Origin of the sequence: Acidovorax sp. CF316 (genome assembly GCF_000276605.1) — a bacterium.
Taxonomy (GTDB): Bacteria; Pseudomonadota; Gammaproteobacteria; order Burkholderiales; family Burkholderiaceae_C; genus Acidovorax.
In genome coordinates this window covers 21,646-39,468 of sequence record NZ_AKJX01000121.1, presented here as the reverse complement: position 1 = coordinate 39,468, position 17,823 = coordinate 21,646, and the positions used below count along the sequence as shown (strand labels likewise).

Below are 17,823 nucleotides of genomic sequence, written 5' to 3'. Positions count from 1 at the left end.
CGACTTTAAAGGGCGGGATTATTCGGCCAGGGGGCTCAAAGGCACACGCCCGGCATCGCCGGGCGTTTTGCATTGTGCGCAGTGCATACACTCCCTGCTCCGTGTTGCCCCCTTCCTTCTGATGCAAGCCCTGTTGAACGCCATCGCCACGATGGCCCCCCTGCCCACCGACGCCCATCGCGTGTTCCATGGCCGCGGCGGCCTGTACCCGGGCTGCGAGCACTGGGTGCTGGATGTGTTCCCGCCCGTGTGGGTGCTCACCAGCTTCCAGCCCGTGGCCGAGGAGGACCTGGCCACCATCGGCGCCGCCCTGGCCGCGCGCTGGGAGCAGTTGCACCCGGGCGAGCCGCTGAACTGGGTCTTCCAGACCCGGCACGAGGGCCGCAGCGAGACCCGGCTGATGGCCGGCAGCGTGCCCGACCCGCATGTGGTGAGCGAGCAGGGCGCGCGCTTTCGCGTGCACGTGGCCCGCGGCCAGAACCATGGCCTGTTCCTCGACATGGCCGAGGGCCGCCGCTGGGTTCGCGACTACGCCGCCGCGCGCAGCACCGACCGCTATGGCCTCAAGGTGCTCAACCTGTTCGCCTACACCTGCGCCTTCTCGGTGGTGGCCCTGCAGGCCGGCGCCAAGCAGGTGGTCAACGTGGACATGGCCCAGGGCGCCATCGCCATCGGCCAGCAGAACCACCAGCTCAACGGCCTCACCACGGGCGCGAGCTTCCTCGCGCACGACATCTTTTCCACCTGGGGCAAGATCACGCGCGGCGGGCCCTATGGCCTGGTGATCGTGGACCCGCCGAGTTTCCAGCGCGGCAGTTTCGTCGCCACCAAGGACTACGCGCGCCTGATGCGCCGCCTGCCCGACCTGCTGATCCCGGGCGGCCATGCGCTGCTGTGCCTGAACGCGCCCGAACTGGACACGGCCTTTTTGCAGGACCAGATGCGCGAGATCGCGCCCGAACTGGAGTTTGTCGAGCGCGTGGCCAATCCGGCGGTGTTTGCCGATATATCGGAGGAGCGCTCGCTCAAGGTGCTGGCCTACCGCATGGCGGACTGATCAGCCGCCGCTCACGTGGGAGTGTTCAAGGCGTGGTGTCGCCATCGATTCCCAGAATGGCACCGACCGAGCGCTCCAGTTCTGCCACCAGATCCGGGTCCATGTACTGGTACTCGTCGGGGATGTCGAGCACGTGGATGGGCTTGTGCGCAAGGACGCTGCCGAACTCTGCCAGGAGCCGGGACTTGTGCTTTTCTTCCATCACGAAGATGGCCTGGGCCCACTGCAAGTCCCGTTCGGACACGGGGTGCCGTGCGTTGGGGCTGGTGCCCGCAGACCGCACGGACAGCTGGGGATGGTTGCGCCAGACTTTTTCGGCGGTAGGGCTGCGCCACTGGTTGCGGCTGCAGATGAACAGTACCTGGAGCCGTTGTTCGGGTTGGAGCGCAGGCTGGCCAAGGCGGTCTCTCTGCGGCTGGCCTGGCAGCAGTTCGCCAATGATGGCGGCCTGGTTGGGGATTGGGGCCCGTGCACGTTGCACGGCCTGGCGGTACAGAAGTTTCCAGTTCTTGTCGCGCTGGGGGTCAGGGGGCATGCAGAAGGGATCGAAGTGGAGTCATCCCGACTGTAGCGCCACTGTGGTGTGCCTCCAAACCGGGTGTCCTGCGCTTGCAACACCCTTCCAGGCCGGACGCGTCGCCTGCGCCTTGGCAGGGGCCTGGGATCATTGGCCGGCGCGTTGGTGGCGCTCCTTGAGCTTTGCCACTTCCTTCACCTGCTGCCGAAAAGCCTCCACAGCCTCCCTCGACTCTGCGTCCCAGGACTCGGTCTTCATGTGCTGCAGCACGGCCAGCAGCGCATCGCTCAACTGTCCTATCTGGCGCCCGTAGCTCCCCACGTCCTCGATGATCTTCTGCTCGAGTTCGGGGTCCGAGGATTTGCCCATGTTGATGTTGATCAGGCCCACCTGGCCCATCGTCATCTTGGTCCAGTACTGGAAGGCCTGGTTCACGGGGCCGGACAAGGGCATGTGGAAATCGGGCATGGCGCATCTCTCCTTTGAGGTTGGTGGCGGCAGGAGAAGAGATTGCAAGCCAAAAGCCGGCCCGTATCCAGAAAATTCTGGCAAGCCCTAGCCCGTAAGCCAGCGCAGCGGCGCCAGCACCGTTTGCGGAAACAGCACCATGATGAACATCACGGCGAACTCGGCGGCCATGAAGGGCAGCACGCCGCGCGTGACCTCGTCCATCTTCATGCGCCCCACGCCGGCCACCACGTTCAGGATGGTGCCCACCGGCGGGGTGACCAGGCCGATCGAGTTGTTGATGATGAACAGCACGCCGAAGTAGACCGGGTCGATCCCTGCCGCCTTGATCACGGGCATCAGCACCGGCGTCAGGATCAGGATGGTGGGCGTCATGTCCATCGCGGTGCCCACCAGCATCACCAGCACCATGATCGCGATCAGCAGCAGGGTCTGGTTGCCCATGAAGGGCTTGAGCAGCTCGACCATCTGGGCCGGCAGGTTGGCCACCGTGATCAGCCAGGACGACACCATGGCCGCCGCCACGAGGAACATCACCACGGCGGTGGTCTTGGCGGCGGTGGTGAAGATCGGCAGCAGGGCGGACAGCGGCAGCTCGCGGTAGATCACGCTGGCGACGAACAGCGAGTACACGGCCGCCACCACGGCGGCCTCGGTCGGCGTGAACACCCCCATGCGCAGGCCCACCAGGATGAACACCGGCAGCGTCAGGGCCCAGACCGATTCGCGGGCCGCGCGCCAGATCTCGGCCGCGCTCTTCTTTTCGGGCAGGGCGAGGGCCTCCTTGCGCCCCACCCACCACCAGGTGACCGCCAGGCCCATGCCGATCATGATGCCGGGAACAATGCCGGCAATGAACAGCTTGCTGATCGACACATTGGCCGCCACACCGAAGATCACGAAGCCGATGCTCGGCGGGATGATGGGGCCGATGACGCCCGAGGCCGCGATCAGCCCGCCCGACACCTCCTTCTTGTGCCCGGCCTTGACCATCATGGGGAGCAGCAGCGCCGTCAAGGCCGCAGCGTCGGCCACGGCCGAGCCCGACAGCGAGGACAGCAGGCACGCCGCCAGGATCACCACATACCCGAGGCCGCCCTTGACGTGCCCCACCAGGGCCAGTGCGAAGTTCACGATGCGCTGCGACAGGCCGCCCACGTTCATGATCTCGCCGGCCAGCATGAAAAAGGGCACGGCCAGCAGCGGAAAGCTGTCCGCGCCGTTGATGAAGTTCTGCGCCAGGATCTGGGCATCGAACAGGTCGAGCTGCCACATCAGCCCGACGCCCGCCGCCAGCAGCGCGTAGGCGATGGGGATGCCCAGGGCCATGGCGCCGATCAGGCCGCCGAGAAAAATCAGCACGGTCATGCTCTTGCCCCTGGCTTGTGGTTGGCAGCGTTCTCGCGGGCGAGTTCGGCCTGCAGGGCCTCCAGCTCCGCCTGCTCTTCGGATTCCTTGACCATCACCAGGTCGTCCTCGCGGACCTTGCCGGTCAGTACCCGCAGCAACTGCAGCACCAGCAGGAAGCCGGCGCACACGGAGAACACCACGCCAGAGGCATAGAAGAAGGCCATCGAGGCCCCGGTGACCGGTGCCTCCACGTCCCAGTTGATCACCATCTGCTTCCAACTTCCGACAAGGAAGAGCCAGGTGAGGTAGAGCATCAGCACCTGCCCGAGCACCATGCAGACCTTCTTGCCCTTGACGGGCAGCCGGGACACCAGCATGTCCGTGCCCAGGTGGGCGTTCTCCTTGAGGGCCGCCACAGCGCCCAGGAAGGTGATCCAGATGAACAGCCAGCGTGAGAGCTCTTCGCTGACCGTGATGCCGGAGTTGAAAACGTAGCGCAGCACCACGTTGCCGAAGACCAGCACCACCATCACGGCAAGCGCCAGCGCGATGAGCAGGTTGATGGCCCGCACGTAGCGGTCGATAAAGGTGTCGAGCATGCTTGGCTCCTTGTTGGGCGTGCTTCAGAGCTGCGTTGGGTTCAGCAGGCCGCGCGCCGCCAGGTTGGCGATGAAGGCCCTGATCCCGAAGCGCCACGGCGGGGCCGTCTCGCTGTGGGTCACGGTGTTGTGCAGGGCACCGAGCCAGGCGCTGTGGATGGTGACCTTGTCGCCCAGTCGGTGGGTAAAGCCGCCGCCGGGCTGGTCACGGTCCTCGATGGGGGCGAACAGGGTGCCCAGGAACAGCATGAAGCCATCGGGGTACTGGTGCGCGGCCAGGGTCTGGGCCACCAGATCGGCCGGGTCGCGGCTGATGCTGGCCATGGTGTTGATGCCGCGCAGCGTGAAGCCGTCCAGGCCCTCCACGCGCAGGTGCACGGTCTCGCTGCGCACCTGGTCCAGGCCGAAGCTGGCATCGAACAGGCGGATGAACGGACCGATGGCGCACGAGGCGTTGTTGTCCTTGGCCTTGCCCAGCAGCAGCGCGCTGCGGCCCTCGATGTCGCGCAGGTTGACGTCGTTGCCCAGGCTGGCGCCCACGATGTCTCCGCGGCTGTTCACCGCCAGCACCACCTCGGGTTCGGGGTTGTTCCAGGCCGAGTCGGCGCGGATGCCGATGTCCTCGCCCGTGCCCACCGAGGCCAGCACCGGGGCCTTGGTGAAGACCTCGGCGTCGGGTCCTATGCCCACTTCGAGGTACTGGGACCACAGGCCTTTTTGCTGCAGCAGGGCCTTCAGGGCCATGGCCTGGTCCGAGCCCGGCCGGATGTCGGCCAGGCTGTCGCCGATCAGGCCGACCACCTGGCTGCGCAGGCCTTGCGCGCGGCTGGCGTCGCCCCGGGCCTGCTCTTCGATCACGCGCTCGATCAGGCTGGCCGCAAAGGTCACGCCCGCGGCCTTCACCACCTGCAGGTCGCAAGGCGCCAGCAGCCAGGGGCGTGCGGTATCGCGCAGGCCAGGCTGGCTGTTGGCCAGCAGGTCGGGCACGCTGCACAGGTACTGGCCCGGGGTGGTCCGTGCTGCTTCGGCGGGGTCGGGCATGTCCAGCAGGGTGCTCATGGTGGGGTAGCGACCGCTCAGGTCGTAGACGCCATCGGCGCGCAGCGCCACCACGGCAGGGCCGGGGGGGCTGCCCGCCACCCAGGCGCGGCCCACCAGGGTGCCGGCCAGGCCATCGTCGGGCAGGGTATGGGCGTGCGTCGCCGCACCGGCCACGGCGGCCGCTGTTGTGTCACTCATCGGTCAGTCCTTGAAAATTCGAGATCGGTGCCAACCCGCCTCGGGGCTGGTCAGTGGTTGTGGCGCGGCGTGTTCTCGGCAATGCGGCGGTAGTCGAGGGCAAAGTCCAGCGTGGCACCGTCGACCAATTGCCCGGTCTTCTCGCGGTACAGCGCTTCCCAGGGGGACTGGCTTCGGGGCACCGGGGGCGGCGGCAGTTCGCGGCGGCGCCGTGCGATCTCCTCGGGCGCCACCAGCGCATCGCAGCGGCCGGCCGCAAGGTCGATGCGGATGGTGTCGCCGCTTTGCAGCCAGGACAGGCCGCCGCCCACCGCGCTTTCGGGCGAGGCGTTGAGGATCGAGGGGCTGTCGGCCGTGCCCGACTGGCGTCCATCCCCCAGGGTCGGCAGGGTGGTGATGCCGCGGCGGATCAGGGCGTCGGGCGGCTGCATGTTGACCACCTCGGCCGAACCCGGCCAGCCGATGGGGCCGGCGCCGCGCATCACCAGGATGCAGCCCTCGTCGATGCCCAGCGCCGGGTCGTTGATGCGTGCGTGGTAGTCGTCGGCACCATCGAACACCACGGCGCGGGCCTCGAAGATGCCTTCGGCCCCGGGCCGGCTCAGGTAGCGCTGGCGAAAGGCCTCGGAAATCACCGAGGTCTTCATGATCCCGAAGTCGAACAGATTGCCTTGCAGCACCAGGAAGCCGGCCTTGTGCATCAGGGGCGCCTCGAAGGGGAAGATCACCTCGCGGTCGCGCGTCTCGCGGCCCTGCAGGTTCTCGGCCACGGTCTTGCCGGTCACGCTCAGGCAATCGCCGCGCAGGCGCCCGGCCTGCTGCAGCTCCCACATCAGTGCCGGCACGCCCCCGGCGCGAAAGAAGCGCTCGCCCAGGAACTTGCCGGCCGGCTGCATGTTGAGCAGCAGCGGCAGGTCGTAGGCGTGTTCGGTCCAGTCCTCGGCCCGCAGGTCCACGCCGGCATGCCGCGCCATGGCCATGATGTGCACCTGCGCATTGCTCGATCCGCCGGCCACGCTGACCACCGACAGGGCGTTGAGAAAGCTGTCGCGGCTGAGGATGCGCGAGGGCCGCAGGTCCTCGAAGGCCATCTCGACGATGCGCCGCCCGGTCTCGTACGCCATCTGGCCGCGTTCGCGGTAGGGCGCGGGGATGGCGGCACAGCCCGGCAACGACAGGCCCAGGGCCTCGGCCACCGCGTTCATGGTGGAGGCTGTGCCCATGGTGTTGCAATGGCCCGCGGAGGGCGCGCTGCTGCAGGCACGCTGCAGGAATTCCTCCTCGCCGATCTCGCCCGCTGCCAATTGGCGGCGGCTGCGCCAGATCACGGTGCCCGAGCCCACGAGCTCGCCGTCGTGCCAGCCGTCCAGCATGGGGCCGCCTGAGAGCACGATGGCCGGGATGTCCACGGTCGAGGCCGCCATGATCCCGGCCGGCGTGGTCTTGTCGCAGCCCGTGGTCAGCACCACGGCATCGATGGGGTAGCCATACAGGATCTCGACCAGGCCCAGGTAGGCCAGGTTGCGGTCCAGCGCGGCGGTGGGGCGGCGGCAGTTCTCGAAGATCGGGTGCACCGGGAATTCCATCGGAATGCCGCCGGCATCGCGGATGCCGTCGCGCACGCGCCGCGCCAGGTCCACATGGATGCGGTTGCAGGGCGACAGGTCGCTGCCGGTCTGGGCAATGCCGATGATGGGGCGGCCCGAGCGCAGTTCCTCGGGCGTGAGCCCGTAGTTCATGAAGCGTTCGAGGTACAGCGCGGTCATGTCCGAGCGCGCGGGGTCGGCGAACCATTCGCGCGACCGGAACGGACGGCGGGGTGTCTTGTGCATGGCGTGGCTTGAAAGGGGAAAGACAGGAGAGGCTTCGCGCCGGCGCGCGGCAGTGCCCGCGCCGGCCGGGACCGGATCACTTGGCGGTGCCGCGCACCTTGGCCAGCTCGGCGTTCAGCTCGCCGGTGGTCTCTTCACCGAACTCCTTGCCGTACTTGGCCAGCACCGGCTGCAGCTTGGCGCGCATGCGGGCCTGCTCGGCCGGGGGCAGCTCGGTCACCTGCATGCCCGCCTTCTTGAGCTCGCCCAGGGCCTTGTCGCCGAAAGCGCGGATGGTCTTTCGCTCGAACAGGGTGGCCTCGCGCGCGGCCTCCTGCATGATCTTCTGCTCCTGGGCCGAGAGGCCGTCCCAGGCCTTCTTAGAGATCAGCAGCACCCAGGCGCTGTACATGTGGCGCGACAGCACCAGGTGCTTTTGCACCTCGTAGAACTTGCTCGACAGGATGGTCGCGGGCGGGTTCTCCTGGCCGTCCACGGCGGCCTGCTCCATCGCCGAATACAGCTCGGTGAAGGGCATGGGCGTGGCGTTGGCGCCCAGGGCGTTGAAGGTGTCCAGGAACAGGGGGCTCTGGATCACGCGCAGCTTCAGGCCGGCCAGGTCGTCGGCCTTGGTGATCGGGCGGCGCGAATTGGTGACGTGGCGAAAGCCGTTCTCCCAGAACCCCAGGCCCACCAGGCCTTTTTCCGGCAGCTTGGCCAGCAGCTTCTGGCCGAAGGGGCCATCGAGCACGGCATCGGCCTCCTGCTCGTTGTTGAAGGTCAGTGGCAGGTTCAGCACGCCGAAGGGCTTGATCAGCGACATCAGGGTCGAGCTGTCGGGCACCGTCATCTCCAGGGTGCCGCCGCGCAGCGCCGAGGTCATGGTCACATCGTTGCCCAGCGAGCCGCTGGCATACAGCCTGGCCACCAGCTTGCCGCCGCTCTTGGCCGATAGCTGCTCGGCAAAGTGCTTGACGGCCAGCGCCTGGGGATGGTCATCGTTCAGGCCGATGCCCACCTTGAACACGTGTTCCTTGGTCTGCGCAGATACCGGGGCGGCCAGGGCGGCCATGAGCGTGGCCGCCAGGGCCAATGTTGTGAACTTCATGAATGTCTCCAAATATGGAATGGCTTGGACACGATGGGATGGCCCATCGGCACCTTCAGGTCTCTGGCGGACCCTCCTGGACGCAGGGCAGAGATTAGGTTTTGGGCCTGCCCGGGTCCACTCACTTTTTTGCTAGCATCCATTCCAAATGCTTATGACTTCAGGTCCGTTCCCGGGCAAGCCCCTGTCCATGGCCCAGGCCTGCGCGCGGCTGCGCTTTCGGCACCTGCAGTTTCTGGACATCCTGGGCCAGACACGCAACCTGCGCCTGACGGCCGAGCAGATGCACATCACCCAGCCGGCGGCCACCAAGATCCTGATGGACATCGAGGAGATCCTGGAGTCCCGCCTGTTCGAGCGTCTCTCGCGCGGCATGCGGCCCAACGAGCTGGGCCTTTTCACCTTGCGCTATGCCGCGTCCTCGCTGGCCGGGCACCGCAAATTCGTCGAGGAGTTCAATGCGCTCAAGCAAGGCGGGCATGGCCACCTCACGATAGGCGCCATCACGGGGTCCGCCGCGCACGTGCTGATCGCCTCCGTGGCCGAGATACAGCGGCTGCGCCCGCTGCTGGTGCTCAAGGTGCTGGAGCAGAGCAGCGACCAGCTCGTCGCCTGGCTGGAAGAGCGCAAGATCGACCTCATGATCGGGCGCTTCACCGACGATGCGCAGAGAACGCAGTTCCAGTACGAGCGCCTGTCCAGCGAGCCGCTGCAGGTGGTGGCGGGCGTGCACCACCCGCTGCGCGGCGCGCGCGACCTGGGCATGGCGGAGCTGTCCCACTGGCCCTGGATTCTCTACCCCGCTTCCACGGCCTTGCGCAAGGTGTCCGACGACATCTTCGGGCGCAACGGGCTGGCCCTCGCCTCGGGCGTGGTCGAGACCCCTTCCTTCCTGTTCGCGCTGGAGATGATGCAGGCCACCGACATGCTCTCGCTGCAGCCTTCGGCCCTGGTGGAACGCTACATCCACAAGGGGCTGCTGGCGCGCATCCCGGTGGAACTGCCGGACCGCATGCCGGACTACGGCCTCATCACGCGGCTGGGCGAGTCGCCCACGCCGGCCGCGCAGGCGTTCATCGACGTGCTGCGCGCAGTGGCGGCCCCGCCCACCGAGGCTGCACCGTGAGCGAGCCGCCTGCAGTGCCCCAGGCGCTCCATCGATAACAAAAGGTTATTCGAAAATGGACGCGGCTGCCGGCCAGTATGCTCTGCGCCCTTTCTCCCATTGAATCCTTGCGGGACCTCCCCCATGCCAGACGATCAGGACATCCCCGAACCCATCAACGAAGCGCGCCTGTGGAGCGACGAGCGCTGGATGGCGCGCGTCATCAAGAACGAGGACGACGATGGCTGGGCCGTGTCCATGACCCTGCACGGCGAGGCCGAGCCCGCGCTGGTGGGGCCCTGGACCATGGGGCGCGACAAGAAGAACCCCAAGCCGCTCGACGTCTCGGCGTTCAACACCCTGGTGAAGACGGCCAGCGAAGTGCTGCGCCGCCACGAGCAGCAGTTGCACGCCCAGCTCAACAAGAACCTCGCCATCACCACGGCGCAGGGCCAGCGCCTGCGCGTGGCGCTGGCCATCGTGCCCGACGAGGAGGGCGCCACGGCGACGCTGAGCGCCCAGGACGAACTGGGCGAGGAGATCGCGCGCGTGCCCGTGTCGCCCGGCTTCAAACTCACCGTGGCGACTGCCACGGCCTGGGTCGAGGGCGGTTTCGAAAAGCCGCGCTGACCATGTTGCTGGTCTTGCAGGTGACTGCACGATCTCAGGGTTTGCCCTAGAATAATTCCGCCGGGCTCGAATTCTTTCAGTCCGGCAGCGTTCTCAGGGCGGGGTGCAATTCCCCACCGGCGGTATCTGTGCAGTCTTGGGCCATCCAGGGCAGTGCAGGAGCCCGCGAGCGCCTGCAGCAACTGGCTGGTGTCTTCGGATGCATGCCAGGAGCGGCGGGGTCAGCAGATCTGGTGCGATGCCAGAGCCGACGGTCACAGTCCGGATGAAAGAGATCGCGAAGCCATGGGCCCTGCCGCCGGTGTGGGCGCCCGCGTGGATGCATTGCCGCTTCGGCGCGGCCGGCCTTCGGGTAGGCGGGTGCTGCAGGTGCGGGCCCGCGCGTGCGCCATGCCGTGTGCAGACGCCTTGTTCGCGCGCGCCCTGATTCTGGTAATCCTTTTCTTTCGTACGAGAAAATCCATGAATCAGCCTCTCCCTCCCCATGCAGTCACGGCCATTGCCGGCAGCGGCGCCTCTCGCGGCGAACGCGTCGCGGTGATCTGCGCCAGCTGGCACCGGGACATCGTTCACCAGGCCCGCGATGGGGCCGTGGCGGAATTCGGCCGCAATGGCCTGCCTGCGGGCCAGGTCGAGCATTTCGACGTGCCCGGCGCCTTCGAGATCCCGCTTCTGGCCAAGAAACTCGCGCAAAGCGGGCGCTATGACGCCATCGTGGCCTGCGCCCTGGTGGTCAACGGCGGCATCTACCGCCACGAGTTCGTGACCACGGCCGTCATCGATGGCCTGATGCGCGTGCAGCTCGACACCGAGGTGCCGGTGATGTCTGCCGTGCTCACGCCGCGCGACTTCCATGAGCACGAAGAGCATGTGCGCTTCTTCCGCGAGCACTTCGTGAAGAAGGGCACGGAAGTGGCCCAGGCCTGCCTGGCCACCATGGCCCATCTGCGCGCGCTGGAGCCAGCGCACGGGGATTGATGAACGGGTAGGCAGTCCGCTCCTCAGCCTGCTGCCAGCCTGGGGATCCGCTGCGAGGGCGCGATCTGGGCCCCGCTGCCCTGGGCCTGGCCTGCACCCGGGTGCAGGCGAAACACCGCCACGGCCTGCACCAGTTGCTGGGCCTGCACCTTGAGGCTGTCGGCCGCAGCCGCGCTTTCCTCCACGAGGGCCGCGTTCTGTTGCGTGGCCTGGTCCATCTGCGTGATGGCCTCGCCCACCTGCGACACGCCCAGGCTCTGCTCATTGCTGGCCGCACTGATCTCGCCCACGATGTCCGTCACGCGGCGGATCGATGCCACCACCTCGGTCATGGTGGCCCCCGCCTTGTCGACCAGGGTCGTGCCCAGCTCGACCCGCTCCACGCTGGCGTGGATCAGGCTCTTGATCTCCTTGGCCGCTTCGGCACTGCGACCGGCCAGGCTGCGCACCTCGCTGGCCACCACGGCAAAGCCGCGGCCTTGCTCTCCGGCCCGGGCGGCTTCCACCGCCGCGTTCAGCGCCAGGATGTTGGTCTGGAACGCAATGCCGTCGATCACGCTGATGATGTCGGAGATCTTCTTGCTGCTGTCGTTGATGCCCTTCATGGTCTTCACCACCTCGGAGACCACGTCACCGCCCTGCACGGCCACGGTGGAGGCATTGAGCGCCAGCTGGTTGGCCTGGCGGGCGTTGTCGGCATTGGCCTGCACGGTGGAGTTGAGTTCTTCCATCGAGGCTGAGGTCTCTTCGAGCGCACTGGCCTGCTGCTCGGTGCGGGCCGACAGGTCGTTGTTGCCCTGGGCGATCTCGGCACTGGCCAGGGCCACGCTGTCGGCATTGGTGCGCACATTGCTCACCACGCTGGACAGGCTGCCCTGCATGGCATGCAGGGCGTTGAGCAACTGGGCGATCTCGTCCCGGCCGCGCACCTCGGTGGCCACCGTGAGGTCGCCGCCCGCCACGGCCTGAGACACCAGAACGGCATTGCCCAGCGGCTGCGTCACGGTGCGGCTGAACACGATGGCCCCGGCAATGCCCAAAGCGCACACCACCAGCATCACTGCCAGGCTGATGGTGGTGGCCTGCGATGCGCTGGCGGCCGCGCGGTCGGCCACCCCGGTGCTGGCCTTGCCGATCAGCTCGCCCGCCTGGTCGAGCAGTTGGGAGGGCTCACGGTCCATGCCCTGCACGGCCTTGTCGCCGGCTTCCACGTCCTGCCCGGCGGCCTTGAAGGCCTCGAAACCCTTGCGGTAGGCCGCACCCATGCGCTCGTGGGCCTGCACGAACTTCGCCACATGCTCGCGCCCTTCGCCCGGGGGCAGGGCGGCCAGCAGCTTCTGGGCCTGGTCGCTGACCGACTTTTCCTGCTTTTCAAAGGCAGCCCAGTAGCGCGTGAGCTGGGCCGGGTCCTTGCCGCGGATCAGCACGTTCTTCCATTCCTGCACCTGCACCTTGAAGCCATTGAGCACATCCGACGCCATGCGTTCGTGCTGGAAGCTTTGCGCTACGGCGGTCTGGTAGGTATCGAGGGCCTGGTTCAGGCGGCTGATGCCGAACATGGCGGCTGCAAACAGCAGCAACAGCGACGCGGTAAAGGCCAGGGGGAGCTTGAGGCTGAGCTTCATGACGGGACTCCTTGGATTCCACAGATCACCGCAGCCTGGCAGTCGGGATGCCAGGGCACTCCACTGCATTATGGGCGTTGTAAATGTTTGTGTCCGGCTTTTTTGCGGGATTGGCCGGTACCTGGCCTGTGCTCCGGAATGCAAAAGGCCTGGCTTGCAAGGCCAGGCCTGGGAGTGGCGGGCGTGCGCCGTGGTTACAGAACGCCGGCCGCCCGGAGCTGCGCAATGCGCGCCGCATCCAGCCCCAGCTCGGTCAGCACCTCGTCGGTGTGCTGCCCCAGGGCCGGTGGCGCATTGCGCAGCGTGGGCGGGTTGGCCGACAGGCGCAGCGGGCTGGCCACGCCGGTGATGTGGGCCACGCCATCGCCAGCCTCGCCGTCCTTCCAGCGCGGCAGGGCCACGGCCAGGCCGCGTGCCTTGACCTGGGCATCGTCGAAGGCCTGGGCAATGGTGTTGATCGGGCCACAGGGCACGGCCTTGTCTTCGAGCAGGGCGATCCAGTCGGCCGTGGTGCGCGTGCGCGTCAGGGCTTCCATGGCCGGGATCAGCTCGGCGCGGTGCTTCACGCGCAGCGTGTTGCTGGCAAAGCGCTCGTCGCTGGCCCACTGGGGCTGGCCGGCGGCGGCGCAAAAGCGCGCGAACTGGCCGTCGTTGCCGATGGCCAGCAGCATGGCGCCGTCCTGCGTAGGGAAGTCCTGGTAGGGCGCCAGGCTTGGGTGGCTGTTGCCCTGGCGCGTGGGTGCATTGCCCGTGGCCAGAAAGCCCGCGGCCTGGTTGGCCAGGATGGCCATGCCCACGTCCAGCAGCGACATGTCGATGTGCTGGCCCTCGCCCGTGCGGTGGCGCACGTTGAGCGCGGCGACGATGGCGGTGCTGGCGTAGACACCGGTGAACAGGTCGGTCAGCGCCACGCCCACGCGCAACGGGCCGCCACCGGGCTCGGCGTCGCCCCGGCCGGTGATGCTCATCATGCCGGTCATGGCCTGGATCATCAGGTCGTAGCCTGCACGCTCGGCATACGGCCCGTCCTGCCCGAAGCCGGTGACCGAGCAGTAGACCAGGCGCGGGTTCAGCGCGCGCAGGCTGGCGTGGTCCAGGCCGTATTGCTTGAGGCCTCCCACCTTGAAGTTCTCGACCACGATGTCGCTTTGCAGCGCCATGTCGCGGATCAGCTGCTGCCCCTCGGGCGTGGCCATGTCGATGGTGACCGAGCGCTTGTTGCGGTTGCAGGCCGTGAAGTAGCTGGCCTGCGTGGTGTCATTGCCCTGTGCATCCTTGAGGAAGGGAGGGCCCCAGTGGCGCGTGTCGTCGCCCGCGCCGGGGCGCTCCACCTTGACCACGTCGGCCCCCAGGTCCGCCAGGATTTGCGTGCACCACGGGCCCGCCAGCACGCGCGAGAGGTCCAGGACTTTGATGCCATCGAGGGCGCCGACAGGAGGTGTGCTCATAGGATTCGATCAGGAACTGCAAATCGTGAAAGGACAGGCGGCCGCCGCACAGGGTGCAGCGGCCGCGGTGGGACAAGGGGCGGCGCTTGCGCGCCCTTGTCTTAGTTGCTGAAGGCGGCGATGCCGGTTTGGGCGCGGCCCAGGATCAAGGCGTGCACATCGTGCGTGCCTTCGTAGGTGTTCACCACTTCCAGGTTCACCAGGTGGCGGGCCACGCCGAACTCGTCGCTGATGCCGTTGCCGCCCATCATGTCGCGGGCCAGGCGGGCGATATCGAGCGCCTTGCCGCAGCTGTTGCGCTTGATGAGGGAGGTGGCTTCCACGGCAGCGGTGCCCTCGTCCTTCATGCGGCCCAGGCGCAGGCAAGCCTGCAGGCCGATGGCGATCTCGGTCTGCATGTCGGCCAGCTTCTTCTGGATCAGCTGGTTGGCGGCCAGGGGGCGGCCGAACTGCTTGCGGTCCAGCGTGTACTGGCGCGAGGTGTGCCAGCAGAATTCGGCCGCGCCCAGGGCGCCCCAGGCGATGCCGTAGCGCGCGCTGTTCAGGCAGGTGAAGGGGCCCTTCAGGCCCTGCACTTCGGGGAAGGCGTTCTCTTCGGGCACGAACACGTCGTCCATCACGATCTCGCCCGTCACGCTGGCGCGCAGGCCCACCTTGCCGTGGATGGCCGGGGCCGACAGGCCCTTCATGCCCTTTTCCAGCACGAAGCCGCGGATGGGGCCCACGGCGCCGCCTTCGGACACTTCCTTGGCCCAGACCACGAACACGTCGGCCACGGGGCTGTTGGTGATCCACATCTTGCTGCCCTTGAGCTTGTAGCCGCCGTCCACCTTGTAGGCGCGCGTGGCCATGCTGCCGGGGTCCGAGCCGTGGTCGGGCTCGGTCAGGCCGAAGCAGCCGATCCACTCGCCGCTGGCCAGCTTGGGCAGGTACTTCTGGCGCTGGGCTTCGGTGCCGAATTCATAGATGGGCACCATCACCAGCGAGCTCTGCACGCTGGCCATGGAGCGGTAGCCTGAATCCACGCGCTCGACTTCGCGGGCGATCAGGCCGTAGGCCACGTAGTTCAGGCCGGGGCCGCCGTACTGCTCGGGGATGGTGGGACCCAAGAGGCCCACTTCGCCCATCTCGCGGAAGATGGTCGTGTCCATCTTCTCGTGGCGGAAGGCCTCGAGCACGCGCGGGGCCAGCTTGTCCTGGCAGTAGGCCGCGGCTGCATCGCGCACCATGCGCTCGTCGTCGCTCAGTTGCTGGTCGAGAAGAAAGGGGTCGTCCCAATGGAAGGCGGCGTTTTTGGCCATGGTGCGTGTCTCCGTGAAGATGCAGATGAAAGAGGAGGGCACGGTACGGGGCCGTGCTGCGAATGGATGCCATCGTAGGCCTGCACCGGCCTGGCAGCAAGCGAGTTCTTTTCATCCAGAAATGCGTTTTTGGAATGTATGGAATACTGGATACCTGGGCGACTCGCCTGTGGATCCCTGGCACCACGGTTTCTAAAGTTCCTCTTCAGCATGCGCCGTAACATCCCCTCCACGCAGGCACTGGCCTGTTTCGAAGTCGCCGCCCGGCACGAGAGCTATACCCGCGCCGCGCAGGAGCTATCGCTCACGCAAAGCGCCGTGTCGCGCCAGATCCAGGCGCTCGAAGAGTTCCTGGGCGTGGCCTTGTTCCGGCGCACGCGCCATGGCGTGGTGCTCACGCCTGCTGGCGCGCACTACGGCCGCCAGGTGGCGCGCTGGTTGCAGGGGCTGGAGCGCGACACCCTGGACGTGATGGCCCACCAGGGACAGGGCGGCACGCTGTCGCTGGCGGCGGTGCCCACCTTTGCCACGCGCTGGCTGATACCGCGCCTGCCGCAGCTGGCCCAGCAGCACCCCGACATCGTGGTCCACATCGAGACGCAGACCCGCCCCTTTTTGTTTGCCGACACCCCCTTCGACGCCGCCCTGTACGCCGGCACGGCCGAGCAGGTGGCCAACTGGCCCGGCATCACCGCCCAGCTGCTCATGACCGAGGACGTGGTGCCCGTGTGCAGCCCGCGCCTGCTGGAGGCCGCCGCCCAGCGCGGCATGGGCCGCGCCTACCAACCCGTGGCCCCCCAGGTGCTGACCGAGCTGCCGCTATTGCAGCAGAGCACGCGCCCTTATGGCTGGCGCCAGTGGTTCGAGGCCATGGGCGTGGACGCACCGCACGCACTCGATGGCCCGCGCTACGAGCTGTTCTCCATGCTCGCAGTGGCCGCCACCTGCGGCCTGGGCGTGGCGCTGATCCCTCCCTTGCTCATCGAGGCGGAGCTGGCGCGCGGCGAACTGGTGGTGGCGTGCAACCAGCCGCTGCAGGGTGAGCGCGGCTACTACCTCATCCGCCCCGCGCACGCGCAGTCGCCGGTACTGGCGGCCTTCTCGCAGTGGCTGCGCGAGGCGGCGGGCGCGCACGACTCCTAGGACTCTGTCCCTAGGGCTGCCACCGGCTTGCGCCTTGCGGCGGACAGGTCTACGCTGGCGATGCGGGCAATAACGAGCAAGCAAAAGTAGGGCAGGGGCCACGTCCTCCCGGGTCCTACAGGCCGATTGGAAAGATGGACGGAACGTATGCGCGGTGCGCGGGTCACACCCAGTGTGTGGCGTCGGGGAGGCATTCCCGGGCCATGCAGGCACCTCATACCTTCACTATTTCATCAAGGAGCCGTCATGACATTGAACGCGAACTACAGCCCCGTCTACCATGCCCCCCATTTCGAGCCCACGGTGGACGAACTCGCCGCCTTGAAGCACCTGGAGATGGAGAACATCAGCGTCACCTCGGCGCTGAAGGAGCATGTGTCCGGGCGCTTGTACGAGCACGGCTTCATTGCCAAGAATGCACACGGCCAGCTGACCATCACCGACACCGGCCGCCACCTGGTGCGCCGGCAGAACAACTGACTACCCCTGAGGCGCTTCGCGTCTCGGTGCGTCCGCCAGAGGCGGCGGGGCGGCCCTTGCACGGCGGCACTGGCACAGGCCGCGCCAGTGGCTTCGGCTGGGGTTTTACACCACGGCGGACTGCGCCTACATACCGGGGCTGAAGGTCGTCGCACAATGGCAGGCACAGGAGGCCATGATGCAAGACCCGCAGGAAGAAAACGTTTTCGGTGAGTACGACGGATCGACCTACTCGGCCACGCTGCGCGAGCAGGCGGGCCGGTACTACTGCAGCAACCTGGTGATCGATGGGCACAACACCCTCGTGACCAACGATGGCTGGTCCAGTCGCGAAGAGGCCATGCAGGCGCTGGACGAGATCGCCTCGGGGGCGCGCAAGCCCTAGCCCGGCGTCTCGGGCCGGCTGCAGCGCCCATGGGCCCGGGGTGTCGCACCCTGTTGCGATGCCTAGGTTCGTCCCCCTTACTGGTCCATTTCCTTGAACACCTCCGCCGCCGTGCGGAAAGAGTCGATCGCGGCGGGCACCCCGCAGTAGATCGCTGTCTGCAGGAAGACTTCCTTGATCTCGTCGCGCGTCACCCCGTTGTTGAGGGCACCGCGCACGTGCAGCTTCAGCTCGTGCGGCCGGTTCAGCGCCGTCAGCATGGCCAGGTTCAGGAACGAGCGCGTCTTGCGGTCCAGCCCCGGCCGGTTCCACACATCGCCCCAGCAGTACTGGGTCACCATCTCCTGCATGTCGATGTTGAAGTCGGTCGCGTTGCGCACTGCGGCATCGACGTACTCGGCGCCCAGCACCTCGCGGCGGGTGGACAGACCCTGGTCGAACAGGGCGGGGTTTTGCGGTGCTAAGGCTCGGGTCATGAAAGAAGCTCCTGGATTGCTGGCGAGGGACTGGAAAAAGCGGCACAGATGGGCGCCATCACTGAAATACAATAAGATTGTCGGACAATCATATGACAAGGCC

Annotated in this window: 18 protein-coding genes and 1 riboswitch; of the genes, 7 read left to right on the top strand and 11 right to left on the bottom strand. The window is 67.1% G+C overall.

The genetic code is table 11. The annotated features are described in order from the left end of the window. The first annotated feature begins 121 nt into the window (after nucleotides 1-121). Entirely contained in the window at nucleotides 122-1,057 is a 936-nt protein-coding gene (locus PMI14_RS14450) for a class I SAM-dependent methyltransferase (RefSeq protein WP_035203851.1), read from the top strand. 25 nt (nucleotides 1,058-1,082) lie between these two features. Here the strand turns inward: PMI14_RS14450 and PMI14_RS14445 are convergent, their stop codons facing one another. From PMI14_RS14445 to PMI14_RS14415, 7 genes are all read right to left on the bottom strand, one after another. After that, the gene (locus PMI14_RS14445; protein ID WP_035203855.1) at nucleotides 1,083-1,415 is read right to left on the bottom strand and encodes a low molecular weight protein tyrosine phosphatase family protein; all 333 of its coding nucleotides are present in this window, start codon (nucleotides 1,413-1,415) and stop codon (nucleotides 1,083-1,085) included. A 306-nt stretch (nucleotides 1,416-1,721) separates the two neighbouring features. Then, nucleotides 1,722-2,042 (bottom strand): hypothetical protein, encoded by a 321-nt coding sequence (locus PMI14_RS14440; RefSeq protein WP_007855529.1) that lies wholly within the window; start codon nucleotides 2,040-2,042, stop codon nucleotides 1,722-1,724. Nucleotides 2,043-2,129: 87 nt separating this feature from the next. Next, a complete protein-coding gene (locus tag PMI14_RS14435; RefSeq protein WP_007855523.1) occupies nucleotides 2,130-3,410 on the bottom strand; it encodes a TRAP transporter large permease subunit in 1,281 nt (426 codons plus the stop codon). Further along, entirely contained in the window at nucleotides 3,407-3,991 is a 585-nt protein-coding gene (locus PMI14_RS14430) for a TRAP transporter small permease (RefSeq protein WP_007855522.1), read from the bottom strand. The genes PMI14_RS14435 and PMI14_RS14430 overlap by 4 nt, the downstream gene beginning before the upstream one ends. A gap of 24 nt (nucleotides 3,992-4,015) precedes the next feature. Beyond that, nucleotides 4,016-5,230, bottom strand: coding sequence for a fumarylacetoacetate hydrolase family protein (locus PMI14_RS14425; RefSeq protein WP_007855521.1), 1,215 nt, complete (start codon nucleotides 5,228-5,230; stop codon nucleotides 4,016-4,018). A 50-nt stretch (nucleotides 5,231-5,280) separates the two neighbouring features. Beyond that, the gene (locus tag PMI14_RS14420) at nucleotides 5,281-7,062 is read right to left on the bottom strand and encodes an IlvD/Edd family dehydratase (RefSeq protein WP_007855520.1); all 1,782 of its coding nucleotides are present in this window, start codon (nucleotides 7,060-7,062) and stop codon (nucleotides 5,281-5,283) included. Nucleotides 7,063-7,138: 76 nt separating this feature from the next. After that, nucleotides 7,139-8,149 (bottom strand): TRAP transporter substrate-binding protein, encoded by a 1,011-nt coding sequence (locus tag PMI14_RS14415; protein WP_007855519.1) that lies wholly within the window; start codon nucleotides 8,147-8,149, stop codon nucleotides 7,139-7,141. Nucleotides 8,150-8,297: 148 nt separating this feature from the next. Here PMI14_RS14415 and PMI14_RS14410 point away from each other — a divergent pair, with 148 nt between their 5' ends. The 3 genes from PMI14_RS14410 (at nucleotide 8,298) to PMI14_RS14400 (ending at nucleotide 10,862) form a co-directional block, all read left to right on the top strand. After that, nucleotides 8,298-9,275, top strand: a complete 978-nt coding sequence (locus PMI14_RS14410; RefSeq protein ID WP_007855518.1) for a LysR family transcriptional regulator — start codon at nucleotides 8,298-8,300, stop codon at nucleotides 9,273-9,275. Nucleotides 9,276-9,398: 123 nt separating this feature from the next. Then, nucleotides 9,399-9,884, top strand: coding sequence for a hypothetical protein (locus tag PMI14_RS14405; RefSeq protein WP_007855517.1), 486 nt, complete (start codon nucleotides 9,399-9,401; stop codon nucleotides 9,882-9,884). 85 nt (nucleotides 9,885-9,969) lie between these two features. After that, nucleotides 9,970-10,165, top strand: a riboswitch (FMN riboswitch). Between the two features lie 181 nt (nucleotides 10,166-10,346). After that, a complete protein-coding gene (locus PMI14_RS14400; protein WP_007855516.1) occupies nucleotides 10,347-10,862 on the top strand; it encodes a 6,7-dimethyl-8-ribityllumazine synthase in 516 nt (171 codons plus the stop codon). A 23-nt stretch (nucleotides 10,863-10,885) separates the two neighbouring features. Here PMI14_RS14400 and PMI14_RS14395 read toward each other — a convergent pair whose 3' ends face one another. The 3 genes from PMI14_RS14395 to PMI14_RS14385 form a co-directional block, all read right to left on the bottom strand. Then, a complete protein-coding gene (locus PMI14_RS14395; protein WP_007855515.1) occupies nucleotides 10,886-12,487 on the bottom strand; it encodes a methyl-accepting chemotaxis protein in 1,602 nt (533 codons plus the stop codon). 194 nt (nucleotides 12,488-12,681) lie between these two features. Then, a complete protein-coding gene (locus PMI14_RS14390) occupies nucleotides 12,682-13,935 on the bottom strand; it encodes a CaiB/BaiF CoA-transferase family protein (RefSeq protein WP_007855514.1) in 1,254 nt (417 codons plus the stop codon). A gap of 101 nt (nucleotides 13,936-14,036) precedes the next feature. Then, nucleotides 14,037-15,236 (bottom strand): acyl-CoA dehydrogenase, encoded by a 1,200-nt coding sequence (locus PMI14_RS14385; RefSeq protein WP_007855513.1) that lies wholly within the window; start codon nucleotides 15,234-15,236, stop codon nucleotides 14,037-14,039. 210 nt (nucleotides 15,237-15,446) lie between these two features. On the opposite strand from PMI14_RS14385, the gene PMI14_RS14380 reads away from it, so the two are divergent. From PMI14_RS14380 to PMI14_RS14370, 3 genes are all read left to right on the top strand, one after another. Beyond that, nucleotides 15,447-16,379, top strand: a complete 933-nt coding sequence (locus PMI14_RS14380; protein ID WP_007855512.1) for a LysR family transcriptional regulator — start codon at nucleotides 15,447-15,449, stop codon at nucleotides 16,377-16,379. A gap of 246 nt (nucleotides 16,380-16,625) precedes the next feature. Next, nucleotides 16,626-16,859: a hypothetical protein gene (locus tag PMI14_RS14375; RefSeq protein ID WP_007855510.1), complete on the top strand. Its 234-nt coding sequence runs from the start codon at nucleotides 16,626-16,628 to the stop codon at nucleotides 16,857-16,859. Nucleotides 16,860-17,037: 178 nt separating this feature from the next. Continuing rightward, the gene (locus tag PMI14_RS14370; protein ID WP_007855509.1) at nucleotides 17,038-17,244 is read left to right on the top strand and encodes a hypothetical protein; all 207 of its coding nucleotides are present in this window, start codon (nucleotides 17,038-17,040) and stop codon (nucleotides 17,242-17,244) included. A 77-nt stretch (nucleotides 17,245-17,321) separates the two neighbouring features. On the opposite strand, the gene pcaC is transcribed toward PMI14_RS14370, so the two are convergent. Further along, nucleotides 17,322-17,720: a 4-carboxymuconolactone decarboxylase gene (pcaC, locus tag PMI14_RS14365; RefSeq protein WP_007855504.1), complete on the bottom strand. Its 399-nt coding sequence runs from the start codon at nucleotides 17,718-17,720 to the stop codon at nucleotides 17,322-17,324. Between the last annotated feature and the right edge of the window lie 103 nt (nucleotides 17,721-17,823).